The 20,792-nt window shown below is 65.4% G+C and carries 20 protein-coding genes; 8 read left to right on the top strand and 12 right to left on the bottom strand.

What is annotated here, in order from left to right:
• Positions 1 to 101: 101 nt before the first annotated feature.
• Both ACVISU_RS10855 and ACVISU_RS10860 read right to left on the bottom strand, forming a co-directional pair.
• Positions 102 to 1,889, bottom strand: a complete 1,788-nt coding sequence (locus ACVISU_RS10855; RefSeq protein WP_456706947.1) for a tetratricopeptide repeat protein — start codon at positions 1,887 to 1,889, stop codon at positions 102 to 104.
• 631 nt (positions 1,890 to 2,520) lie between these two features.
• A complete protein-coding gene (locus tag ACVISU_RS10860) occupies positions 2,521 to 4,179 on the bottom strand; it encodes an electron transfer flavoprotein-ubiquinone oxidoreductase (protein WP_456706948.1) in 1,659 nt (552 codons plus the stop codon).
• A gap of 190 nt (positions 4,180 to 4,369) precedes the next feature.
• Here ACVISU_RS10860 and ACVISU_RS10865 point away from each other — a divergent pair, with 190 nt between their 5' ends.
• Positions 4,370 to 5,179 carry a uracil-DNA glycosylase gene (locus ACVISU_RS10865; protein ID WP_050406843.1) on the top strand — a complete coding sequence of 270 codons (810 nt, stop codon included), beginning with the start codon at positions 4,370 to 4,372 and terminating at the stop codon, positions 5,177 to 5,179.
• A 112-nt stretch (positions 5,180 to 5,291) separates the two neighbouring features.
• On the opposite strand, the gene ACVISU_RS10870 is transcribed toward ACVISU_RS10865, so the two are convergent.
• The 4 genes from ACVISU_RS10870 to ACVISU_RS10885 form a co-directional block, all read right to left on the bottom strand.
• Positions 5,292 to 6,797: a glycosyltransferase family 39 protein gene (locus tag ACVISU_RS10870; RefSeq protein WP_456706949.1), complete on the bottom strand. Its 1,506-nt coding sequence runs from the start codon at positions 6,795 to 6,797 to the stop codon at positions 5,292 to 5,294.
• 361 nt (positions 6,798 to 7,158) lie between these two features.
• Entirely contained in the window at positions 7,159 to 7,923 is a 765-nt protein-coding gene (locus ACVISU_RS10875; RefSeq protein ID WP_456706950.1) for a ribonuclease HII, read from the bottom strand.
• A gap of 80 nt (positions 7,924 to 8,003) precedes the next feature.
• Positions 8,004 to 8,450: a VOC family protein gene (locus ACVISU_RS10880; RefSeq protein ID WP_050403947.1), complete on the bottom strand. Its 447-nt coding sequence runs from the start codon at positions 8,448 to 8,450 to the stop codon at positions 8,004 to 8,006.
• A 161-nt stretch (positions 8,451 to 8,611) separates the two neighbouring features.
• The gene (locus ACVISU_RS10885) at positions 8,612 to 9,778 is read right to left on the bottom strand and encodes a PA0069 family radical SAM protein (RefSeq protein ID WP_456706951.1); all 1,167 of its coding nucleotides are present in this window, start codon (positions 9,776 to 9,778) and stop codon (positions 8,612 to 8,614) included.
• Positions 9,779 to 9,940: 162 nt separating this feature from the next.
• Between ACVISU_RS10885 and ACVISU_RS10890 the strand changes: the two genes are divergently transcribed.
• Together ACVISU_RS10890 and ACVISU_RS10895 are read left to right on the top strand one after the other, a co-directional pair.
• Positions 9,941 to 10,510 carry a glycosyltransferase gene (locus ACVISU_RS10890; protein ID WP_050403949.1) on the top strand — a complete coding sequence of 190 codons (570 nt, stop codon included), beginning with the start codon at positions 9,941 to 9,943 and terminating at the stop codon, positions 10,508 to 10,510.
• A gap of 42 nt (positions 10,511 to 10,552) precedes the next feature.
• Positions 10,553 to 11,494 carry a bifunctional helix-turn-helix transcriptional regulator/GNAT family N-acetyltransferase gene (locus ACVISU_RS10895; RefSeq protein WP_456706952.1) on the top strand — a complete coding sequence of 314 codons (942 nt, stop codon included), beginning with the start codon at positions 10,553 to 10,555 and terminating at the stop codon, positions 11,492 to 11,494.
• 126 nt (positions 11,495 to 11,620) lie between these two features.
• Here ACVISU_RS10895 and moaB read toward each other — a convergent pair whose 3' ends face one another.
• Both moaB and ypfJ read right to left on the bottom strand, forming a co-directional pair.
• The gene (gene moaB / locus ACVISU_RS10900) at positions 11,621 to 12,184 is read right to left on the bottom strand and encodes a molybdenum cofactor biosynthesis protein B (RefSeq protein WP_456706953.1); all 564 of its coding nucleotides are present in this window, start codon (positions 12,182 to 12,184) and stop codon (positions 11,621 to 11,623) included.
• Positions 12,185 to 12,346: 162 nt separating this feature from the next.
• Positions 12,347 to 13,282: a KPN_02809 family neutral zinc metallopeptidase gene (ypfJ, locus tag ACVISU_RS10905; protein WP_050403952.1), complete on the bottom strand. Its 936-nt coding sequence runs from the start codon at positions 13,280 to 13,282 to the stop codon at positions 12,347 to 12,349.
• Positions 13,283 to 13,663: 381 nt separating this feature from the next.
• Here ypfJ and ACVISU_RS10910 point away from each other — a divergent pair, with 381 nt between their 5' ends.
• The 3 genes from ACVISU_RS10910 to ACVISU_RS10920 all read left to right on the top strand — a co-directional run bounded on the left by ACVISU_RS10910 (position 13,664) and on the right by ACVISU_RS10920 (position 16,166).
• Positions 13,664 to 14,797, top strand: coding sequence for a site-specific DNA-methyltransferase (locus ACVISU_RS10910; RefSeq protein ID WP_050403953.1), 1,134 nt, complete (start codon positions 13,664 to 13,666; stop codon positions 14,795 to 14,797).
• A gap of 223 nt (positions 14,798 to 15,020) precedes the next feature.
• Positions 15,021 to 15,347, top strand: coding sequence for a hypothetical protein (locus ACVISU_RS10915; protein ID WP_456706954.1), 327 nt, complete (start codon positions 15,021 to 15,023; stop codon positions 15,345 to 15,347).
• Positions 15,348 to 15,479: 132 nt separating this feature from the next.
• Positions 15,480 to 16,166: a glutathione S-transferase family protein gene (locus ACVISU_RS10920; protein WP_050403955.1), complete on the top strand. Its 687-nt coding sequence runs from the start codon at positions 15,480 to 15,482 to the stop codon at positions 16,164 to 16,166.
• A 70-nt stretch (positions 16,167 to 16,236) separates the two neighbouring features.
• Here ACVISU_RS10920 and ACVISU_RS10925 read toward each other — a convergent pair whose 3' ends face one another.
• Both ACVISU_RS10925 and ACVISU_RS10930 read right to left on the bottom strand, forming a co-directional pair.
• Positions 16,237 to 16,434 (bottom strand): DUF1127 domain-containing protein, encoded by a 198-nt coding sequence (locus tag ACVISU_RS10925; RefSeq protein WP_456706955.1) that lies wholly within the window; start codon positions 16,432 to 16,434, stop codon positions 16,237 to 16,239.
• Entirely contained in the window at positions 16,418 to 16,861 is a 444-nt protein-coding gene (locus tag ACVISU_RS10930; protein WP_456706956.1) for a nuclear transport factor 2 family protein, read from the bottom strand. Before ACVISU_RS10930 ends, ACVISU_RS10925 begins: the two co-directional genes overlap by 17 nt.
• 151 nt (positions 16,862 to 17,012) lie before the next feature.
• On the opposite strand from ACVISU_RS10930, the gene ACVISU_RS10935 reads away from it, so the two are divergent.
• The gene (locus tag ACVISU_RS10935; protein ID WP_456706957.1) at positions 17,013 to 17,927 is read left to right on the top strand and encodes a LysR family transcriptional regulator; all 915 of its coding nucleotides are present in this window, start codon (positions 17,013 to 17,015) and stop codon (positions 17,925 to 17,927) included.
• 78 nt (positions 17,928 to 18,005) lie between these two features.
• On the opposite strand, the gene ACVISU_RS10940 is transcribed toward ACVISU_RS10935, so the two are convergent.
• Positions 18,006 to 18,626, bottom strand: coding sequence for a glutathione S-transferase family protein (locus ACVISU_RS10940; protein WP_456706958.1), 621 nt, complete (start codon positions 18,624 to 18,626; stop codon positions 18,006 to 18,008).
• A gap of 171 nt (positions 18,627 to 18,797) precedes the next feature.
• Between ACVISU_RS10940 and ACVISU_RS10945 the strand changes: the two genes are divergently transcribed.
• The gene (locus ACVISU_RS10945; RefSeq protein WP_456706959.1) at positions 18,798 to 20,069 is read left to right on the top strand and encodes a flavin-dependent oxidoreductase; all 1,272 of its coding nucleotides are present in this window, start codon (positions 18,798 to 18,800) and stop codon (positions 20,067 to 20,069) included.
• Positions 20,070 to 20,245: 176 nt separating this feature from the next.
• On the opposite strand, the gene ACVISU_RS10950 is transcribed toward ACVISU_RS10945, so the two are convergent.
• On the bottom strand, positions 20,246 to 20,719 hold the full coding sequence (locus tag ACVISU_RS10950) for a PaaI family thioesterase (protein ID WP_347336852.1): 474 nt from the start codon (positions 20,717 to 20,719) through the stop codon (positions 20,246 to 20,248).
• Positions 20,720 to 20,792 lie beyond the last annotated feature (73 nt).

The following is a 20,792-nucleotide window of genomic DNA, read 5'->3' on the forward strand; positions in this document are numbered from 1 at the left end:
GGGTCAAGCCCGGCCATGACGATTTGGAAACGCCGATGCCCGGGACAAGGCCCAGGCATCACGTCTCAATTGGCAATGCACCCTGGCGGCTATACCGGACCCTAGCCGCCCTTGCCGTCGTCGTCCTTCTTCTTGTCGGCGGAGGCGGCGTTCGAGGTGTCGTCCGGCAGGCCGTTGTCGATCTTGGCCTGGATCTTCGGCAGCTCTTCCGGCTCGGGCTTGAGGTCGCGGGCATGCGCCCACTGGAATTTGGCTTCCAGGGTGCGGCCGACACGCCAATACGCGTCGCCGAGATGGTCGTTGATGGTCGGATCTTCCGGCTTCAGGTCGATCGCGCGTTCGAGATTCTTCACCGCCTCGTCGTAATTGCCGATGCGATAATAGGCCCAGCCGAGGGAATCGACGATGTAGCCGTCGTCAGGACGCTGATCGACGGCGCGCTTGATCATCTTCATGCCTTCGTCGAGGTTGATGCCCTGGTCGATCCAGGAATAGCCGAGATAGTTCAGCACATGCGGCTGCTCGGGCTGCAGCTCGAGCGCCTTGCGCATGTCGGCCTCGGCCTTGTTCCACTGCTTGGAGCGCTCCTCGCAGATGCCGCGGTAGTAGTAGGTGACCCAGGCGTTCTTGTCGCCGCTGGCGGCCGGCAGCGCGTCGATCGCCTGCGAATAGGTGGTGGCGCAGTCGGCGAACTTCTTGCGGCCGCGCTCGATATTGCCGAGCGCCAGGATCGCCTCGATGTCCTTCGGCTGATCGGCGGTGACTTCCTTGAGGATCTTGATCGCCTCGTCGCTGCGGTCGGCGGCGTCGAGATTGGTCGCGAGCTGGATCTGGGCGTTGCGCTTCAGCGGCGAGGACGCCGGCATCCGCTCATAGACCTTGATCGCCATCTGCGGCTTCTTCACCGATTCATAGAGATCGGCGAGCGACAGCAGCGCCAGCGGATGGTTCGGCTGCAGATAGAGCGCGAGCTGCAGATAGACCAGCGCGAGGTCCTCGCCGCCGCGGCGGGTCAGCGTCGCACCGATGCCGTACAGCGCCTCGGCGGCGCCGGCCTGCGGTGAATCGACCAGCGGCGGCAGCTTCTTGCCGGCCTTGGTCTCCTTGATGCCTTCAAGCACCAGCGGATGCCGCGGCAGCTTCTTGTCGAACGCCTCGTATATCGCGGTCGCGGCGGCGGCATCCTTGTTGCGCGAGGTCCAGCGCGCGTATTCGTCGACCGAGCGCAGCATCGAATCGTCGAGCTTGTAGACCTTCTCGAAGCGGGTCCCGGCATCCTTCTCCTTGCCGGACAGCTCGTAGATCATGCCGGCGTGCAGATCCTTGAAGATCGGATACCACTCGGGGCCGGTCAGCTTGTCGATCGAGGCGACCGCGCCCTTGCTGTCGCCGGCGCCATAGGCGGCCCAGGCCGACAGCAGCGTCGCCACGAGATCGGTGATCGGGCCGCGCACCGACTGGTTGATGTTGGACTGCGCGGCGGCGTATTTCTTCAGCTTGAGGTCGCGCACGCCGACGACGAGGCGGGCGACGCGGTTGGCCTTGTCCTGAGTCAGGATGCGGTCGGCGAGCTTCACTGCCTCATCGATGTCGCCGTCGGCGAGCGAGGAGATGAAGGCGCGGTCGAGCAGCTCGGAATTCTTCGGGTCGGTGCGCAGCGCCGAGCGGTAGAACGCCGCAGCCGAGGCCGCATCGCGCTCGACACTGGCGTGGCGGGCGGCGAGATAGCTGCCGGCCGTGGTCAGCGACTTCAGGTCCGTCTTGGACGGGAATTGCGCGGCATTGTCGGTCGGATGGTCGGGCGTCTGCGCCGCCAGCTGCGCAGGCACGACAAGCGCCGCGGCAGCTAGAACGGCAATCGTCAGGCGGTTGAAACGGGTGGACAGCATCACGGTCGCCTTGCTCCAGGGGTTTAAGGCCACGAAGGATTTACGGCCAAGATCTTCGCGACGAGATCTTCGCGACAAGATCCTGCGATCAGTCTCAAAATGCGAACCCAAGCGGCGGCATCATGGCGAGCGACAATGCCGCTTTTGGCTTTTATCCGCAAGGATCGCCCGGAGGTAACCCATGCCGAATCAATCGGCAGATTAGGCCCTTACGCACGCCGATCCAGCCAGCCGCACCGCAAGACGCTCCCACTATGGCGGTATCGTGACCGGGCCCGGCATATTCGCGGGCGGAAGCAAAAAGCGTCTCGGGAGGCCCGCCACACGGCCAGTTCCACCTCTCCTCTCGTGGGAGAGGTCGGAATTCAAGCGAAAGCTTGAATTCCGGGTGAGGGGTTCAGCTCAATCCGTCGATCGAAGGCCCTCGATGGACCGGTACCCCTCACCCGGATTGCATCTGTCGATGCAACATAGCCGAAGCAAAGCTTCGGCGCGCTCAAGAAACGGCCGCCAAAGGCGGCCTATGCCTCTCCCACAAGGGAGAGGCGAAGAGGGGTGCAGGGACCGGCTGTCCCCGCCTCACGCAAATGTGGTCGGCCGTCTCGCCCTACCCTTGGCCCTACCCTTGACCTTACATCGCCTCGTAGTTCGGACCGCCGCCGCCCTCCGGAGGAACCCAGGTGATGTTGCCGTTGGGGTCCTTCACGTCGCAGGTTTTGCAGTGGACGCAGTTCTGGGCGTTGATCTGGAAACGCGGGCCTGCGGATTCCTCGACCCACTCATAGACGCCGGCCGGGCAATAGCGGTTGGAGGGACCGGCGAACACGTCGTGCTCGGAGGTCTTCTGCAGGTTCATGTCGGCGACCTTGAGATGGACCGGCTGGTCCTCCTCATGGTTGGTGTTGGACAGGAACACCGACGACAGCTTGTCGAACGTGATCTTGCCGTCCGGCTTCGGATAGGCAATCGGCTGGTGCTGCTTGGCAGGATCGAGCGTCTTGCGGTCCGGCTTGGCGTGCGACTGGGTGCCGAACAGTGAGAAGCCGAGCGTGTTGCACCACATGTCGAAGCCGGAGAGCGCCATGCCGAGCAGGTTGCCGAACTTCGACAACAACGGCTTGGCATTGCGGACCTTGAACAGGTCCTTGCCGATCGCGGACGAGCGCCAGGCATTCTCGTATTCGACGAGCTCGTCATTGGCGCGTCCGGCACCGAGCGCGGCCGCGACATGTTCGGCGGCGAGCATGCCCGAGCCCATCGCATTGTGGATGCCCTTGATGCGCGGCACGTTGACGAAGCCGGCCGCGCAGCCGATCAGCGCACCGCCCGGGAAGGAGAGCCGCGGCACCGACTGGTAGCCGCCCTCGGTGATGGCGCGCGCACCATAAGCGAGCCGCTTGCCGCCTTCGAACAGCTCGCGGATATCGGGATGCGTCTTCATCCGCTGGAATTCGTCGAACGGCGACAGATACGGGTCGTTGTAGTTCAGATGCACGACGAAGCCGACCGCGACGCGGTTGTCGTCGTAGTGATAGAGGAACGAGCCGCCGCCGGTCTTGTCGTTCAGCGGCCAGCCCAGCGTATGCTGCACCCGGCCCTTCTTGTGCTTCGCCGGATCGATCTGCCAGACCTCCTTGAGCCCGATGCCGAATTTTGGCGGCTCGGAGTTGGCATCGAGCTTGAACTTCGCGATCAGCTGCTTCGACAGCGAGCCGCGCGCGCCTTCGGCGAACAGCGTGTATTTGCCGAGCAGCTCCATGCCGCGGGTGTAGGAATCCTTGTGGCTGCCGTCCTTGGCGATGCCCATGTCGCCGGTCGCGATGCCGCGCACCGCGCCCTTGTCGTCATAGAGCACTTCAGCGGCGGCAAAGCCCGGATAGATCTCGACGCCGAGCGCTTCCGCCTTCGGCGCCAGCCAGCGACAGACATTGCCGAGCGAGCCGATGTAGTTGTGATGGTTGTGCATCAACGGCGGCATGATGAAGTTCGGAATCCGGAACCAGCCCTGCGACGTCGCCCAGTAGAAGCGGTCGCTCGTGACCTGTGTCTTGAGCGGACAATCGGCATCCTCGCGCCAGTCGGGGATGAGCTTGTCGAGGCCGGCCGGATCGATCACTGCACCCGACAGGATGTGCGCACCGACCTCGGAGCCTTTCTCCACCACGACGATCGAGAGCTCGGGATTGAGCTGCTTGAGCCGGATCGCGGCCGACAGGCCCGACGGGCCGGCGCCGACGATGACGACATCGAATTCCATAGACTCGCGCGGGGGAAGGTCTTCAGCACTCATGATCTTGGTCTCAGCCCATTGAGAACGCTTCTAAGCTTTTCAAAAGTCGTTGTTTCCGATTTTTGGCGGAAGGACAACCATGGAATTGCGCCTCGCCGCCTTTGCACGGTCCGGATACCTCAGGAGAATAATCTTTTCCGAAATCGAGCCTCCACTTTTCTCCACCATGCTCTAGATTGCGCCGATGGCCCTGATGCCCGAGCCCACCCCTACACTGCAGCAATTGCTGGCCTTTTACCTCGAGGCCGGGGTCGATTGCGCGCTCGGCGACGAGCCGATCAACCGGCTGGAAGAGCCCGAGCCAGTTCCCGCCCCGGCCGCGCCGCGTCCAGCCGCGCTCAATCCGCTGCGCCCGCCACCGATGCCTGCCGTTCCGCGCAGCGAAATCACCATCGCGCCGGACGCGGCGATCGCCTCCGCACGCGAGGCCGCACGCACCGCTCCGACACTTGAAGCCTTGCGCACGCTGATGGAGACGTTCGACGGCTGCGCGCTGAAGCACACCGCGACCCGGCTGGTGTTCGCCGACGGCAATCCACAGGCGCGCGTGATGTTCGTCGGCGAGGCGCCGGGCCGCGACGAGGACATCGAGGGGCTGCCGTTCGTCGGCCGCTCCGGCAAGCTGCTCGACCGCATGATCGCTGCGATCGGGCTCGATCGCAGCAAGGCCTATATCGCTAATGTCATCCCGTGGCGGCCTCCGGGCAACCGCACGCCGACGCCGCAGGAGACGCAGGTGTGCCTGCCCTTCATCCAGCGCCATATCGAGCTGGTCGATCCCGACGTGCTGGTGACGCTCGGCAATCCCTCGACCCAGGCGCTGCTCGGCACCCGCGAGGGCATCATGCGCACGCGAGGCAAATGGATCGACTACGACACCGGCACGCGCACGATCCGCGCCGTCGCGACCTTCCATCCGGCCTATCTGCTGCGCTCACCGTCCTACAAGAGATTGTCGTGGCAGGACTTGCGCGCGATCGCGAAGGTGCTCGCTTCGTAGGAAGGTGCTGCTTCGCAGGATGGGTAGAGCGCTGTGAAACCCATCATTAGCGCAGCCGGCGTGAATGGATGGGTTTCGCTGCGCTCTACCCATCCTACAGACCGACTGATCCCTACCCCTTCGGCCGCACGATCGCCCAGCCGATCCGCAGCACCGGCTGCCTTCCATTGACCAGCCGGTCGAACGAGCGCGGCACTTCCGGCACGAGGCCGGGGAAGCGTTGCGCGAGTTCGGGCGGCGGCGTGCCGGCGGTGTCCTGCGCGCGCCACACCACGACGCCGCCGGTCTCGTTGAATTTCGCCACCGACAGCCAGGGCGTCCGTTGCGGCGCGGCGTCGAGCAACAGATGCGGACGGCGCCCGTTCATCGCGATCAGGCTGGCGAGTTCGGGATCGCCGGCGACCGCGCGCAGGCGCTGGTTGGTGCGGCGTTCATAGCTGTCGTCGAAGAAGCGTCCCATCGCGGCTGCCGGCAGCGAGGTCGGGACCTCCGTGGTGCTGGTCCATGGCAGGAACAGCGCCGTCGCCAGCGCGGCCGCGGCGGGCGCAGCGACAGCGAACGCCCACACCGAGCGCAGCAGCCGCTGCCGCCTGAGATGGATCAGATCGCCGGTCGCGACCACGACCGCGAGCCCCGACATCAACAGCGCAACGCCGGCGCCGCCGAAGGCGCGATCCAGATCGAACAGCCCGGCGACGAAGCTGCTGACGATCGCCGGCGCGAACGCGAAGAAATAGACGAAGTGCTGCGCCAGCGGACTGACCGGCGGACGGTAGATGATCGGGGCATCCTCACGGTCGCGGGCGAACCAGCGCGAATTGAGCAGCGCCAGCACGACGATCGCTGCGGTCGCCACGATCAGCCCGCCGAGCACGACGCCCCAGCGCAGCGCGCGCGCCTTGAGCTCGGCGAGCACAGGCAAGGGCGGCAGCGCCAGCGCGTCGGCGCGGATCAGCCAGATCAGATAGGGCAGCGCCAGCACGATGATGACGAGCAGGGCATAGAGCGGATCGACCGCGCGCAGCGTGCGCCGCCCGCGCTCGGTTGCGACCGCAAAGCCGACCACGAGCAGGATCATGCCGAGCGCCGCCGGTGTCGTCAGCAGCAAGAGGCCGCAATCGATCGACCAGGCGAACCAGGCGGCGCGCCGGTTCTGCCCGATCAATTGCCAGGAATGCAGCAGCAACAGCGCCCACAGCGGACGCGCCAGGATCAGCGGGCCGAACTCGACGCTCGGCGAGGAGAACACCACGACTGTCATCGACAACAGCACCGCCAGCACGCCCTGCGGGCCGCCGACGATGGCGCGGGCCAGCTGGTAGAAGGCGATGAAGGTGACGATCTCGCAGACCTGCGCCAAGAGATAGACGCCGAAGACGTGATTGCCGGCGGCGCGGAAGGCGATGTCGGCGAGCCAGAACGAAAGCGGCGGCCCCATGTCGGTGCCGACCTGATATTCGCGGCCGAACGCGAGCACGGTGGCGAGATTGCCGGGCGGGCTGCCGTAGAAGATCAGCGGCAAGAGCAGCCATATCGCGGCCTGCACCAGCACCACGACCCACACCACGAGGCGCGGCCGGGCGCGGATCAGTTCGACAACCAGGGAGGTAAACCGCATGAAACGCCTGAAATGCCCCAGCCACGCCGATCCGGCGGCGCCATCTGATCCCGAAGGTTTTGATAAACGGCGGCGGCGGTGGAGGCAACGGTGAACGGCGTGGGGGATTCTCTCCGTGCGAACGACCAGCGCTACTCGCGGCCCCCTCTCCCCACCCTCCCCCGCAAGGGGGGAGGGAGCCAAACCGGCGTGCTCACCTCACCGCGGGTCACGGCATCGAGGTGTTGCGTCCCTTTTCTTCTGGCTCCTTAGCGAATGTGAGTGGGGCACTGGCGGAAGGGCTCCCTCCCCCCTTGCGGGGGAGGGTTGGGAGAGGGGTGCTGCAAGCGATGGCGCACGTCGTAGCCCGCGCTGCGGCAAGCTACGCCGCTTCGGATGCCGCGGCCTCGCTTGTCGCATCCACCGTGAACAGGTCGGGCTCGGCTGACACCGGGAAATGTTTCAGCCGCGCGGCGACGACCGGTGCGAAGAAGCTGCGGTGATGGGTGCTGGGGCCGAGCCGGTCCAGCGCCTCGAGATGCTCGGGGACGCCATAGCCCTTGTGCTGCTCGAACCCGTAGCCGGGGCAATCCAGCGCTAGCGCGCACATCAGGCGGTCGCGCGTCACCTTGGCGATGATCGAGGCCGCAGCGATCGAGGCCACGATGCCGTCGCCGCCGATCACCGCGTCGCAGTCGCAGGGCGTGGCGAGCTTGTCGCGGCCGTCGACGAAGACGTGCTTCGGCATTTCCGGCAGCGCATGCACCGCGCGCGCCAACGCCCACAGCGAGGCACGCAATATATTGTCGCGATCGATTCGCGCCGGCGAGGCCACCGCGACCGAGAACGCCGCGGTCGCGCAGATTTCCTCGAACAGCTCCTCGCGGCGCTCGGCGGTCAGCCGCTTGGAATCGTCGAGGCCCTTGGGAACGCGATTGGGGTCGAGCACCACGGCAGCGGCGACCACCGGACCTGCCAGCGGGCCCCGCCCGGCCTCGTCGCAGCCCGCGACCGGCCAGACGCCGCGCTTGATCAGCGCCCGCTCGCGCCGAAAGCTCGGCCGCGTCACGGCGATCACGCGCTTGCCCGGCGCGGCCGGTTCAGCCGACTTCTTCTTCGACACGCTTTTGGACTTATCCCGAATCATACGGGGATCGTGATCAAGCAAGGCCGCCGACGCAACCGGGAACCCGCTTCCCTTCCCCGCTATTCAATCCATATCTCTCTCTAATCCGGGATCGATACCCGCCCGTTTTCGAGAACCTCAAAGCCCGGTGCGCGCACCACTTCCCAGGCGTGGCCGTCGGGATCGCCGAAATAACCGCAATAGCCGCCATAGCTGGTCGGCTGCGCGCGCTTGAGCAGTTTGGCGCCTTTCGACAGCGCGAACGCCATCACGCGATCGACCTCGGCATCGTCATTGCAGTTCCAGGCAATCGAGACGCCGTGGAATGCGGCCGGCCGCGGCTGATCGGACAGTCCGGCGTCGTCGGCGAGCAGATGCCACGGGAACAGCCCGAGCACGCTGCCGCCGGTGTCGAAGAAGGCGACCTCCTCGCCGGTCGCGCGCATCTTCCTGGTGAAGCCGAGCGATTCGTAGAAGGCGATGCTGGCGCGCATGTCGCTGACGCCGAGCGTGAGGACGGTGAAGCGGGCGGTCGGGGCGTTACTCATGGTCGCACTCGCTGTTTTGACTTCTTCTTCGTAGCCCGGATGCAGCGAAGCGCAATCCGGGGAAGCTCTGGCCGCAGACACGAGACCCCGGATTTCGCGGAACCTGTCATCGGGCGCGCGTTCGCGCGACCCGTTGGCTGCATCCGGGCTACGGGTCTCACCTAAAACAAGCTGAGTTGCTCCCCGCTACGCTTCGGCTTGGCGAAGTGATCGGTGGTCAGCTTGGTGCGCCGCTTGTTGAGGCCGAGCTTCTCGCAGGCGATCTCGAAGCGGCGGCCGATCATCCAGGCCATCGGGCCAGTGCCCTTCATCCGTGTGCCCCATTGCGAGTCGTAATCGCGGCCGCCGCGCATGTCGCGGATCAGCGTGAAGACGTGGCGATAGCGATCCGGATAGTTCGCCATCAGCCATTCGCGGAACAGATCGCGGACCTCGAGCGGCAGCCGCAGCAGCACGTAGCTCGCCTCCTTGGCGCCGGCATGGGCTGCGGCATCGAGGATGCGCTCGATCTCGGAATCGTTCAGCGCCGGGATCACGGGCGCGACCATCACCGTGGTCGGGATGCCGGCATCGGCGAGCCGCTTGATCGCCTCGAGCCGCTTCGGCGGGGTCGCGGCGCGCGGCTCCATGGTGCGGGCGAGCTTCGGGTCGAGCGTCGTCACCGAGAGCGCGACCTTGGCAAGATTGCGCTTGGCCATCCGCGCCAGGACGTCGATGTCGCGGGTCACCAGCGCCGACTTCGTCACGATGCCGACCGGATGCCCGGCGCGCTCCAGCACCTCGAGAATGCCGCGCATGATCTTCCGGTCGCGCTCGATCGGCTGATAGGGGTCGGTGTTGGTGCCGATCGCGATCATCCGGGCCTCGTAGTCGGGCGCCGCCAGCTCCTTCTCGAGCAGCGCGGGCGCGTCCGGCTTGGCGAACAGTTTCGATTCGAAGTCGAGCCCCGGGGACAGGCCGAGATAGGCATGGGTGGGCCGCGCGAAGCAATAGACGCAGCCATGCTCGCAGCCGCGATAGGGATTGATCGAGCGGTCGAAGCCGATGTCGGGCGAGTCGTTGCGGGTGATCACCTTGCGCGAGGTGTCGAGCGCCACGCTGGTCGAAAACGGCGGCAGGTCCTCGAGGCTCTGCCAGCCGTCGTCGAAGGCAACCCGCGCCTCGGCCTCGTAGCGGCCACTGGCGTTGGACTGCGCGCCGCGACCGCGCCGTCGCTCGCGCTCGATCGCAACCGCAAGCTCGGGAAAGGGAGGGGGTGCACCCGCCGGGTTATCGGAGGGCGCCGTTACCGGCGGGTGCTTGAGGGCATGAGAGGATGCTCGGCTCATGTTTTGAAGCTAACATAGCTTTAGAACAAATCAAGAACATGAGCCGAGAAAATCCACAAAGTAATGGCGTAAAAATCTGCAGGCGAACAGGCTGCTTTGAATATGACAAGGTGATAACACGGCCTGAGTTCTCCAGTTTGAGCCATCGAAGCCTCAAAGTTCATGTTGAGCGTGATCATTCCAACCGACGGAGTCGAGCGCACCGCGGTCGCGACGCTCGCAGCGCTGGTGCCGGGCGCGGCCGCCGGCGTCGTCCGTGAGGTGCTGCTGGTCGACCGCACCGATACCGACGTGATCGAGCGCGTCGCCGACGTCGCCGGCTGCCACTTCCTGCGCTTCAAGGGCACGCGCGCCGCGGCGCTTGCGGCGGGCGCACGGCAGGCGCGCTCACCCTGGCTGATGTTCCTGCATCCGGGCGCGGTGCTCGATGCGGGTTGGATCGAGGAGACCACCCAGTTCATCCAGATGGTGGCGGCGAGCGGCAAGGACCGCGCCGGCATCTTCCGCTACGCGCGCGCCCCCTATACCGACCCCGGCCTCCGCGACGGCCTCAAATTCGTCGCCCGGATTATCGCCGGGCCCTCGGCCGAACAGGGCCTTCTGATCGCGCGCGAGCATTACGAGCGGATCGGCGGCTACCGGCCGGATGCCCGCCGCTCCGAGGCGCGGCTGCTGCGCCGGCTCGGCCGCTCATCCCGCACCATGCTGCGCAGCCGGATCATGGTCGCGTAAAATCGCTTGCAGTTTATTTGATTCCGTCAAATAATATGTTTGATGAAATCAAATTCCAATGACACCGCGCTCGAGAGCCAGGTCGCCGCGGTCCGCGGCTTCAGCCGGTTCTACACCCGCAAGCTCGGCATCATCGAGCCGAAGCTCCTGCACTCGACATTCACGCTGCAGGAAGCGCGGATCATCTACGAGCTCGCGCACCGCGAGACCTGCACCGCGACCGATCTGGTGCGCGATCTCGACCTCGATGCCGGCTTCGTCAGCCGCACGCTGACGGCGCTGCAACGCCGCAAGATCGTGACGCGCAAGCCGTCGAAGGCCGACAAGCGCGTCAACGAGGTGGCGCTCACCGCCAAGGGCCGCACCGCTGCCGCCGATCTCGACCGCCGCTCGCGCAGCGAGGTCGGGGCGCTCTTGAAGCAGATGGACGGCGACCGCCGCGCAGCCGTGGTGCGCGCGATGGGCACGATCGAGCAGTCGCTGGAGCCACCGGCCGAGAAGCCGGCGGCCTTCCTGCTGCGCAGCCACCGCGTCGGCGACATCGGCTGGGTGATCTCGCAACAGGGACGCGCCTACGCGGAGGAGTATGGCTGGGATATCAGCTACGAGGCGCTGGTGGCCGAGATCTGCGCGCAGTTTCTGCGATCGTTCGATCCGGCCTGTGAGCATTGCTGGATCGCGGAGGTTGACGGCGAACCGGTCGGCTCGGTCTTCCTGGTCAACGGCGGCAACGGGATCGCCAAGCTGCGGCTGCTGGCGGTCGAGGAGAAGGCCCGCGGGCTCGGCGTCGGCCGCGCTTTGGTCGACCAGTGCATCCGCTCGGCACGCGAGATGGGCTACAGGAAGATGACGCTGTGGACCCAGAGCATTTTGGTCGCCGCGCGCGGCATCTATGCGCGCGCGGGCTTTGAGCGGGTCAAGGAAGAGAAGCACCACAGTTTTGGCGTCGACCTGGTCGGGGAGACCTGGGAGATGGAGCTTTAGGACACCACATCCCCGTCATTCCGGGATGCGCCGTCAGGCGCAGGCCCGGAATCCATCGGGCCACAAAACCTGCGGCAAAATGGATTCCGGGCTCGCGCTTCGCGCGCCCCGGAATGACGATGGAGACTACGCGCTCGCGCCCTTCGCCTTGGCGCGGCGCAGGTGCTCGTCGAGCCGCGGCATGATCTCGACGAAATTGCAGGGCCGCGTGCGGTAGTCGAGCTGCGCGGCCAGGATGCCGTCCCAGCCGTCGCGGCAGGCGCCGGGCGAACCGGGCAGGCAGAAGATGAACGTCGCCCCTACGACGCCGGCGGTGGCGCGGCTCTGGATCGTCGACGCGCCGATCTTGGCGTGGCTCAACATGTGGAAGACGATCGAGAAGCCGTCCATCCGCTTCTCGAACAGCGGCTCGACCGCCTCCGGCGTCACGTCGCGGCCGGTGAAACCGGTACCGCCGGTGGTGATGACGGCATCGACGCCCGCGTCCGCGATCCAGCGCCGGATGACCGCGCGGATCGCCTCGACGTCATCGGTGACGATCTCGCGCGCCGCGAGCTTGTGGCCGGCCGCGGTGAGACGGTCGGCCAACGTGGTGCCCGATTTGTCATCCGCCAACGTGCGGGTGTCGGAAATCGTCAGCACCGCGATGTTGAGCGGGATGAAAGTTTTGGATTCGTCGATCGAGGACATCTCACACCTCTTTCCAAACCCACAGACGTCATCCTGAGGTGCGAGCGCTCGCGAGCCTCGAAGGATGGGCCACGGGCGTTTTATCCTTCGAGGCTCGCCGAAGAGGCGAGCACCTCCCGAGTGAGCGCGTTCGCGCTCATCCGGGGATGACGCGACGTAGAGCTACGCACCGCCGCCGAACGTGTTGCAGGCCTGCACCGTGCCCTGCTGGTAGCCGGTCATGAACCATTGCTTGCGCTGCGCGGCGGAGCCGTGGGTGAAGGAATCAGGCACCACCCTGCCCGTCGCCTGCCGTTGCAGCGTGTCGTCGCCGATCGCGTTCGCGGTGGTCAGCGCGGCGTCGATGTCGCCGGCCTCGAGGAAGCCCGGCCGCTTCTTCTCCTCGCGGTTGACCCAGACGCCGGAGAGACAATCGGCCTGCAACTCGACCTTGACCTGCAGCGCGTTGGCCTCGGCCTTGCTGCCGGCCTGCTGCTGCAACCGGTTCACCCGCGGGATGATGCCGAGCAGGTTCTGGATGTGATGGCCGGCCTCATGCGCGATGATATAGGCCGCGGTGAACTTGCAGGCGTTGCCCGAGCAGCCGCGGAAGCGCGTCTCGACCTCGCGGAAGAAACCTGTGTCGAGGAAGATGGTCTTGTCCGGCGGGCAGTAGAACGGTCCCATCGCCGACTGCGCCATGCCGCAGCGGCCGCCATTGGTGGCGTTGCGGAACAGCACGATCTTCGGACCGGTGTAGGACTGGCCTGAGGCCTGGAAGATCTCGCTCCAGCGATCGTCGATCTCGCCCAGGATGCCTGAGATCATACTCCCCATCTCGTCGGTCGGCGCGCCGCGCTTGACCTGGCCGCCCGACGCCTGCCGGTCGGTCTGATAGGTCGGCGCCTGGCCGCCGCCGGTGAGAATCTCGGCGCCGCCGATCAGGATGCGCGGATCGATGCCGAAAGCATAGCCGAGGAGGCCGAGCACGATGATGGTGCCGATGCCGAGCCCGCCACCGCCGCCCATCGGAATCCCGAAGCCACCACCGCCGCCGCCACCACTGTCGTCGCGACGATCTTCAATGTCGTCGCTGCGGCGGAAATCATCATAGCGCATGGCGGTTTCCCTTCATTCCGGTCGGCGCCCCAATGCGGGACACACCAACCTAAAATTTCCATTCTGTTAATCAATATCCTGCCCGGCAAAAATTGCCTAGTCCGTTGGACGCGCATCCTGCGCGCCGCGAAGAGTGCAAGCGGCGGGCAATTTACCGGCCGAATCGTGCCCGTTTGATGATCCGCAAAATTTTTCGCCGAACGCGCTGATGTTGCAGCACAACGCCAACGACACCGCGCCACGTCACGCAAAAGATGCAGCAATCTTTTGCATGAACATTTCCAATTAAGTCGATTTTTACTTTGCCGGGTCAATGTGACGCCAGTCGGTTGTTTAGTCCCGCGTCGCCGACAGCGTCGCCTGAGTCAGAGTTCTTGAGTCATGGTAGTGTCGCGTCGCGGGGCGTCTGCAAGGGCGCCCCGCACTAAATTTGAGAGTGCCCCGTCGAGCCACATCGTCATTGGCGATTGCGTGGCCGAATTATCGAAGCTTCAGGCCGGCTCGGTCGACCTAGTCTTCGCGGATCCTCCTTACAATCTGCAGCTCAAGGGCGATCTCAAGCGCCCCGACGAATCGCATGTCGATGCCGTCAACGACGACTGGGACAAGTTCTCGTCGTTCGCTGCCTATGACGATTTCACCCGCGCCTGGCTGCTGGCCTGCCGCCGCGTGATGAAGCCGTCGGCGACGTTGTGGGTGATCGGCTCCTATCACAATATCTTCCGCGTCGGCGCGATCATGCAGGACCTCGGCTTCTGGCTCCTGAATGACATCGTGTGGCGCAAGTCCAATCCGATGCCGAATTTCCGCGGCCGTCGCTTCACCAACGCGCACGAGACCATGATCTGGGCCGCGCGCGACGAGAAGGCCAAGGGCTACACCTTCAATTACGAAGCGCTGAAGGCGTCCAATGAGGACGTGCAGGCGCGCTCCGACTGGCTGATCCCGCTGTGCACCGGCGAGGAACGCCTCAAGGGCGAAGACGGCAAGAAGGTCCATCCGACGCAGAAGCCCGAGCAGCTGCTCGCCCGCGTGCTGCTGTCGTCGTCGAAACCCGGCGATCTCGTGATCGATCCGTTCAACGGCACCGGAACGACAGGCGCGGTCGCCAAACGGCTCGGTCGCAACTATATCGGCTTCGAGCGCGACCGGACCTATGCCGCCGCAGCGGAAGCGCGCATCGCCGCGATCGAGCCGCTGCCGGCCGAGACCTTGGCGCCGTTCATGACGGCGCGCGAGGCGCCGCGGGTGGCGTTCTCCGAGTTGATCGAGCGCGGCATGATCACGCCCGGCGCCAAGCTGGTAGATGCCAAGAAGCGCCATGGCGCCCTGGTGCGCGCCGACGGCGCCATCATGCTCGGCGACAAGGTCGGCTCGATCCACCGCATCGGCGCCGTCGCGCAAGGCTCCGGCGCCTGCAACGGCTGGACCTTCTGGCACGTCGAGACCAAGACCGGCCTCAGGCTGATCGACGAGCTACGCGCCGAGATCCGTTCCGAGATGGCGGTGGGCTGAGGCCGGCGGAATTCACCTTCCTCGTCATTCCGGGGCGCCCAAAGCGCCGAACCCGGAATCCATTCATCCACCTGTTCTGCGGTCCAATGGATTCCGGGCTCTCGCTGCGCGAGCCCCGGAATGACGAGAAAGATGACGCCGTCTTGAACCCGGGCCGCCTTGTTGCGCCGTCGGGGCGAGCCTACATTGGCCTCCGTCACTCGCCGTTTCGATTGGTCGCCCGATGCGAAGACAATCCGAGACCTTGCTGCTGGTGCCGCTGCTGCCGGTCTTCCTGCTCGGCATGTTTCCGATGCTGCTGATCGGCCTGCTCGGATTCTTCGGCCTGATCATTTTCGGCATCCTGCTGGTCTGCGTCGGCCTGACGCTCGCCCTCGAGGCACATGGCGAATTCAATGAAGAGGTCATCGTGCACGGCTATGCCCGCGGCTCCGAGCGCGCGACGCAGCTTTCCAACCTGCATGCGGCGACCCGCTCCGCCGCCGTGCTGGAGGTCGCGGGAGTTGCGCTGGTCGTCGCGGGTATCCTGGGCTTCCTCTGGGCCGGCTGACCGGCGCGGCACGCGACCCTGATTCACAAACTCGTCGCTTGCGCATTGCAGCGAATTTTGCGCATGAGGGGCCATGCGGCCTTGCCCCGCCGCGTCCCGATTTGCCGGTCACAGAACCAAGGGAGTCCCTTCATGATCAAATTCTATTTCAATGGCGCGCCGAACCCGAACAAGGTTGCACTGTTCCTGGAAGAATCCGGCCTGCCGTTCGAGGCGATTCCGGTCGACACCCGCAAGGGCGAGCAGTTCGCGCCGGATTTCCTCAAGGTCAACCCGAACGGCAAGGTGCCGGCGATCGACGATGATGGCGTGCTGGTGTTCGACAGCAATGCCATCCTGCTTTATCTCGCCGAGGAGCACGGCAAGTTCCTGCCCGCCAACACCCCGGCCAACCGTGCCGCGACGCTGTCCTGGCTGATGTTCATCGCAACCGGCCTCGGGCCCTATTCCGGCCAGGCCGTGCATTTCAAGCATTTCGCGCCGAAGGATCTCGACTACGCCAACAACCGCTACCAGTACGAGGCGCATCGCCACTACAAGATCCTCGACGATCACCTCGCGAAACAGCGCTACATGGTCGGCGACAGCTACACGATCGTCGACATGGCGTTCTGGGGCTGGGCGCGGATGGCGCCGTTCATCCTCGGCGAGGAAGGCTACGCCAAATATCCGAACGTGAAGCGGCTGGTCGACGAAATCTCGGCGCGCCCGGCGGCGGCGCGCGCGATCGCGCTGAAGGACAAGCACACCTTCAAGGCCGAGATGGACGATGCGGCGCGCGACATCATGTTCGGCCACCTCAAGAACAAGGTGGCGTAAGCCGCCCTTGAACGCCGCGCGGGGTGGGCGCCGACGCGTGGCCAACCCCGCGCATTTTTCTCGTCGCATCTCACGGCGGCCAGTACGGACTGCCCTTCCCATCACGACGATCACGGACGATGTCGGCGCGGCAGACGCCGATGTCCTGCAGCTCGCGTTCGCTCATGGCAGCGAGTTTCCGCCATGCGCGCCGGTCCTCACCCCACCGCCGGATCGAAGCCAGCGCTGCCGCGGCTGCGACCGTCAGCGCTTCAACCCGCCGCGCCAACCGCGGCCGCCGGAAACGGACCGAGCGCCTTCTCGGTCAGCACCGAGTCGCAATATTCCCGCACCTCCTTGATCCGGCCGTCGGCGAAGCGGAACACCAGGCAATAGTCGTTGTCATAGCGCTGGCCTTCCTTGGTGAGGTTGTTGCCCTTGGCCTCGACCACGACGATGTCGCCGTCGGCGATGATGCGATGGGCAATGGTGCGGCCGCGCTCGACCAGTCGTGAGCGGACATGGCCATGCAGATCACTCATGATGGATTGCTTGCCAGTGAAGGTGCGCGACCAGGAATATTGCCCGGTCACGGTCCAGGTCGCGTCGTCGGCAAGCGTCGCCATGAACAGCGATTTCTCACGCACCGCGGGATCGGGACTGCCCGCGATCACGAACATCTCCTGCACCAGTTTCTTGTTGTCGGTTGCGCTCATGCGCGTCTCCTTGCAGATGGGGTGGCTTTGATGTCACGCGTTTGCTCACGCGAACCGATAACCGCTTCGCGTCAAAACGCCTTGCCGCCCCATCCTGCGGCTCCGGTGCGCATTCTTCCAATCGATAGGTGGTATGATATATATTCACCTGATGAATTTGAATTCGCTTGACCTCAATTTGCTGGTCGCGCTCGACGCCCTGCTGCGCGACGCCAATGTCAGCCGCGCCGCGATGCGGCTCAATCTGTCGCAGCCGGCGACCAGCCACGCCTTGCAGCGGCTGCGCGATTTGATCGGCGATCCGCTGCTGGTGCGCAACGGCGCGCGGATGGAACTGACGCCGCGGGCGCAGGCGCTGCGCTCGCCGCTGGCGCAGGCGCTCGATCAGGTGCGCACGCTGTTCGTCTCCGATGATTTCGATCCGGCGCGCAGCGAGCGGCATTTCCGCCTGATGATGCCCGACCTCGCGGTAGAGCTGCTGATGCCGCCGCTGATGGAGAAGGTGACGCGGCTCGCGCCCAACGTCACCATCGACGTGGTGCCGTGGCGCAGCTCCACGATCTTCACGCCCGACTTCGCCCGCACCATCGATCTCGTGATCTCGATCGGCAATTCCTTCAAGGGATTTCACCGCCAGCGGCTCTACACTGACATCGATGCGCTGGCGGTGCGGCGCGGCCATCCCGTCGGCAGCAAGCTCCGGAAACGCGAGGCGTTCCTCGCGGCACGGCACGTCGCCGTGATCATCCGCGGCCACAACGAGGATCTGATCGACACCTGGCTGCGCGCCAAGGGCATCCAGCGGCGAATCGCGCTGGTGGTGCCTGGCTATATCGAGGCGCTCCACGTCACCGCCCGCACCGACCTCGTCGCCTTCGTGCCGCGCCGGCTGATCTCCGCGCTGGCAAAACAATTATCGCTGGTGACGGTGACGCCGCCGCTCGATCCGGGGATCGACGAGCAGCACATGTTCTATCCGACACGGGCCCAGATGGACCCCGGTTCGATCTGGCTGCGCCGGCTGATGCTGGAGACCGGGCGGGAGCTGGAGACGCGGAAGGTGTGACGGTACACTCCAACCGCACGTCGTCCCGGCCTGCGCCGGCACGACAGCGAGTTCTTGGCTTCCGCTTCGCTTTCTGCCTTACACCTTCTGCTCCGCGAGCACCTTCTGCACCGCAGGCCGCTGCTCCATCGCCGCGCGATGCGCCTTCACCTTCGGAAGGGTCGCGATGTCGACGCCGTCGCCGTCGAGCCAGAGCGTCAGGGTGTAGAGATAGGCGTCGCCCACGGAGTAGTTTTCGCCCATCACCCACGGACCCTTCAGCATGTCGCGCTCGATCAGGTTGAAGCAGGCGCCCATGGTCTTCGGGACCATCGCCTTCATGTCGGCGAACGACGTCTCCTGCGTCGCCCAGCGCGCGCCGCGCATCTTGTGGGCGTGGCAGACATGCACGGTCGAGCAGAGATAGGAATTGAAGGCCTGCAGCTTCGCGAATGCGAAGGCGTCGTCGAGCGGCGCAAGCTTCGCCTGCGGATAGGTCTGCGCGATGTAGGCCAGCATCGCCGGCGTCTCGGTCAGCACGCCGTGGTCGGTCACCAGCGACGGCACGCGGCCCTTCGGATTGATCTTGAGATATTCCGGGCTGTTCTGCTGGTTGATCTTGAAATCGAGCCGCTCGACCGAATAGGGCGCGCCGGCCTCCGCCAGTGCGATGTGGGACGCGAGGGCGCAGGTGCCGGGGGCGGTGTAGAGCTTGAGCATGTCGTTGTCCTCTGCGGGCCTTGTCGGTTCGTTGCGAACCCGGCCTGGCTTGTTATGAGATGCGGCGGACGTTAGCGGCAGCCCTCCTTGCCGTCCACCCTGCGCCGTGCCGCGGACCTTGCCCGCGGCGGGGCCGCCATGCGATGACCTTGGCCAACCGGGAGGCTTTTCATGACTGTGCTCATTGCAGGTGGCGGAATTGGCGGGCTGACGCTGGCGCTCAGCCTACACCAGATCGGCGTGCCCTGCCGCGTGTTCGAAAGCGTGCCCGAGCTCAGGCCGCTCGGCGTCGGCATCAACGTGCTGCCGCATGCGGTGCGCGAACTGATCGAGCTCGGCCTGCACGACGTGCTCGACGCGACCGCCGTGCGCACCCGCGAGCTCGCCTATTTCTCCAAGCACGGCAAGCCGATCTGGAGCGAGCCGCGCGGACTGGAGGCCGGCTACAAGTGGCCGCAATTCTCGATCCATCGCGGCCGGCTGCAGCAGCTGCTGCTCGATGCCGCGACCGAACGGCTGGGACGTGACAACATCCTGACCAGCCATCACCTCACCGGCTGGACCCAGACTGCCGACGGCGTCCGCGCCGATTTCATCGACAAGGCGACCGGCAAGCCCGCCGGCAGTTATGAGGGGACCGTGCTGATCGCCGCCGACGGCATCCATTCGGCGGTGCGCGAGAAGCTTTATCCGCAGGAAGGACCGCCGATCTGGAACGGCCGTATCCTGTGGCGCGGCATCACCCGGGCGAACGCCTTCCTGACCGGCCGCACCATGATCATGGCCGGCCACGAGATCCTGAAATTCGTCTGCTATCCGATCTCGAAGGAAGCCGGCCCCGACGGCAAGTTCGACATCAACTGGGTCGCCGAGCGGCACATGCCGCCGACCTATCAGTGGCGCCGCGAGGACTATAACCGCACCGCAAAGCTCGACGAATTCCTGCCGTGGTTCGAGACCTGGGATTTCGACTGGCTCGACGTGCCCGGCCTGATCCGGAACTGCCCGCATGCCTACGAGTATCCGCTGGTCGATCGCGATCCGATCCCGCAATGGACCTTCGGCCGCGTCACGCTGATGGGCGACGCCGCGCATCCGATGTACCCGATCGGCTCCAACGGCGCCTCGCAGGCGATCCTCGATGCCCGCACCCTGACGCGCGAGATTTTGGCGCATGGTGCAACGCAGGCGGCGCTCTCCGCCTATGAGGCCGAACGGCGGCCGGCGACGACCGATCTCGTGATGCTCAACCGCCGCAACGGTCCGGAGCAGGTGATGCAGCTGGTCGAGGAGCGCGCGCCCAACGGTTTTGGCATCGTCACCGAGGTGCTGTCGCAGCAGGAGCTGGAAGACATCGCCGCCAACTACAAGCGCGTCGCCGGCTTCCAGGTCGAGGGGCTGAACGCCAAGCCGCCGATCGTGCCGCGGGTGGGAGCCTCTTGAACGGAGCGCGAACTCCATCTCCGTCATGCTGAGGAGCCGCGAAGCGGCGTCTCGAAGCATGCACGGCCCGGCCGGTGGCCGTCGACCCTTCGAGACCGCGCGCGTGCGCGCTCCTCCAGCGACAAAGGCAAAGCCTTTGCGCGGGGGTGACGGACCAAATTGCAGTGTGCGCGGCATCATCGCAATGCCCGCGCCGCTTCGACCAGACGGATGCTGCTGCTCGCCGTGGCGAGCAATGTACCGTCGGCGGCGGTCAGCCGGCCCTCGACGAAGGCGATGGTCTTGCCAAGCTGGGTTACGGTCGCCTCGCCGGTGATCGGCCCGGGCCTGGCGGGCGCGAGAAAATTCACGGTCATCGTGATGGTGGTGGTGAAGAGCCTGCCCTCGGTCATGATGAACGCCGCTGGCCCCATCGTGTCGTCGAGCATCGAAGACAGCATGCCGCCCTGGATGAAGCCGGCCGGATTGCAGAAATCTTGCTTGCCGTCGAACACGATCCTGATCCAGCCGTCCTGCGGACGTGCATCAGCCACGCGCCAACCCAGCAGCTTTGCGACGGGCGGCATCGGGATGCGGTCGAGAGCGGTTGCGATCATCGCGGCCTCCGTTTTGGAAGTCGTAGCCGGGACCTGCCGCCAGCATGGTGTCAGCAGATCAGAGCATGATCCGGAGAAGTGGGAACCGGTTTTCCGAAGAGATCATGCTCAAAAAAATGAGCCGGCG

The organism is Bradyrhizobium sp. USDA 4452, assembly GCF_054063575.1.

Excerpts from the sequence above, each read along its gene's own strand:
- ACVISU_RS10860 (WP_456706948.1), bottom strand. The coding sequence starts at position 4,179 with ATGAGTGCTGAAGACCTTCCCCCGCGCGAGTCTATGGAATTCGATGTC.
- ACVISU_RS10930 (WP_456706956.1), bottom strand. The coding sequence starts at position 16,861 with ATGAGCGCAACCGACAACAAGAAACTGGTGCAGGAGATGTTCGTGATC.
- ACVISU_RS10910 (WP_050403953.1), top strand. The coding sequence starts at position 13,664 with ATGGTAGTGTCGCGTCGCGGGGCGTCTGCAAGGGCGCCCCGCACTAAA.
- ACVISU_RS10890 (WP_050403949.1), top strand. The coding sequence starts at position 9,941 with ATGTTGAGCGTGATCATTCCAACCGACGGAGTCGAGCGCACCGCGGTC.
- ACVISU_RS10940 (WP_456706958.1), bottom strand. The coding sequence starts at position 18,626 with ATGCTCAAGCTCTACACCGCCCCCGGCACCTGCGCCCTCGCGTCCCAC.
- ACVISU_RS10875 (WP_456706950.1), bottom strand. The coding sequence starts at position 7,923 with ATGATTCGGGATAAGTCCAAAAGCGTGTCGAAGAAGAAGTCGGCTGAA.
- ACVISU_RS10855 (WP_456706947.1), bottom strand. The coding sequence starts at position 1,889 with ATGCTGTCCACCCGTTTCAACCGCCTGACGATTGCCGTTCTAGCTGCC.
- ACVISU_RS10920 (WP_050403955.1), top strand. The coding sequence starts at position 15,480 with ATGATCAAATTCTATTTCAATGGCGCGCCGAACCCGAACAAGGTTGCA.
- ACVISU_RS10885 (WP_456706951.1), bottom strand. The coding sequence starts at position 9,778 with ATGAGCCGAGCATCCTCTCATGCCCTCAAGCACCCGCCGGTAACGGCG.
- ACVISU_RS10935 (WP_456706957.1), top strand. The coding sequence starts at position 17,013 with ATGAATTTGAATTCGCTTGACCTCAATTTGCTGGTCGCGCTCGACGCC.
- ACVISU_RS10870 (WP_456706949.1), bottom strand. The coding sequence starts at position 6,797 with ATGCGGTTTACCTCCCTGGTTGTCGAACTGATCCGCGCCCGGCCGCGC.
- ypfJ (WP_050403952.1), bottom strand. The coding sequence starts at position 13,282 with ATGCGCTATGATGATTTCCGCCGCAGCGACGACATTGAAGATCGTCGC.
- ACVISU_RS10945 (WP_456706959.1), top strand. The coding sequence starts at position 18,798 with ATGACTGTGCTCATTGCAGGTGGCGGAATTGGCGGGCTGACGCTGGCG.
- ACVISU_RS10895 (WP_456706952.1), top strand. The coding sequence starts at position 10,553 with ATGAAATCAAATTCCAATGACACCGCGCTCGAGAGCCAGGTCGCCGCG.
- moaB (WP_456706953.1), bottom strand. The coding sequence starts at position 12,184 with ATGTCCTCGATCGACGAATCCAAAACTTTCATCCCGCTCAACATCGCG.
- ACVISU_RS10880 (WP_050403947.1), bottom strand. The coding sequence starts at position 8,450 with ATGAGTAACGCCCCGACCGCCCGCTTCACCGTCCTCACGCTCGGCGTC.
- ACVISU_RS10915 (WP_456706954.1), top strand. The coding sequence starts at position 15,021 with ATGCGAAGACAATCCGAGACCTTGCTGCTGGTGCCGCTGCTGCCGGTC.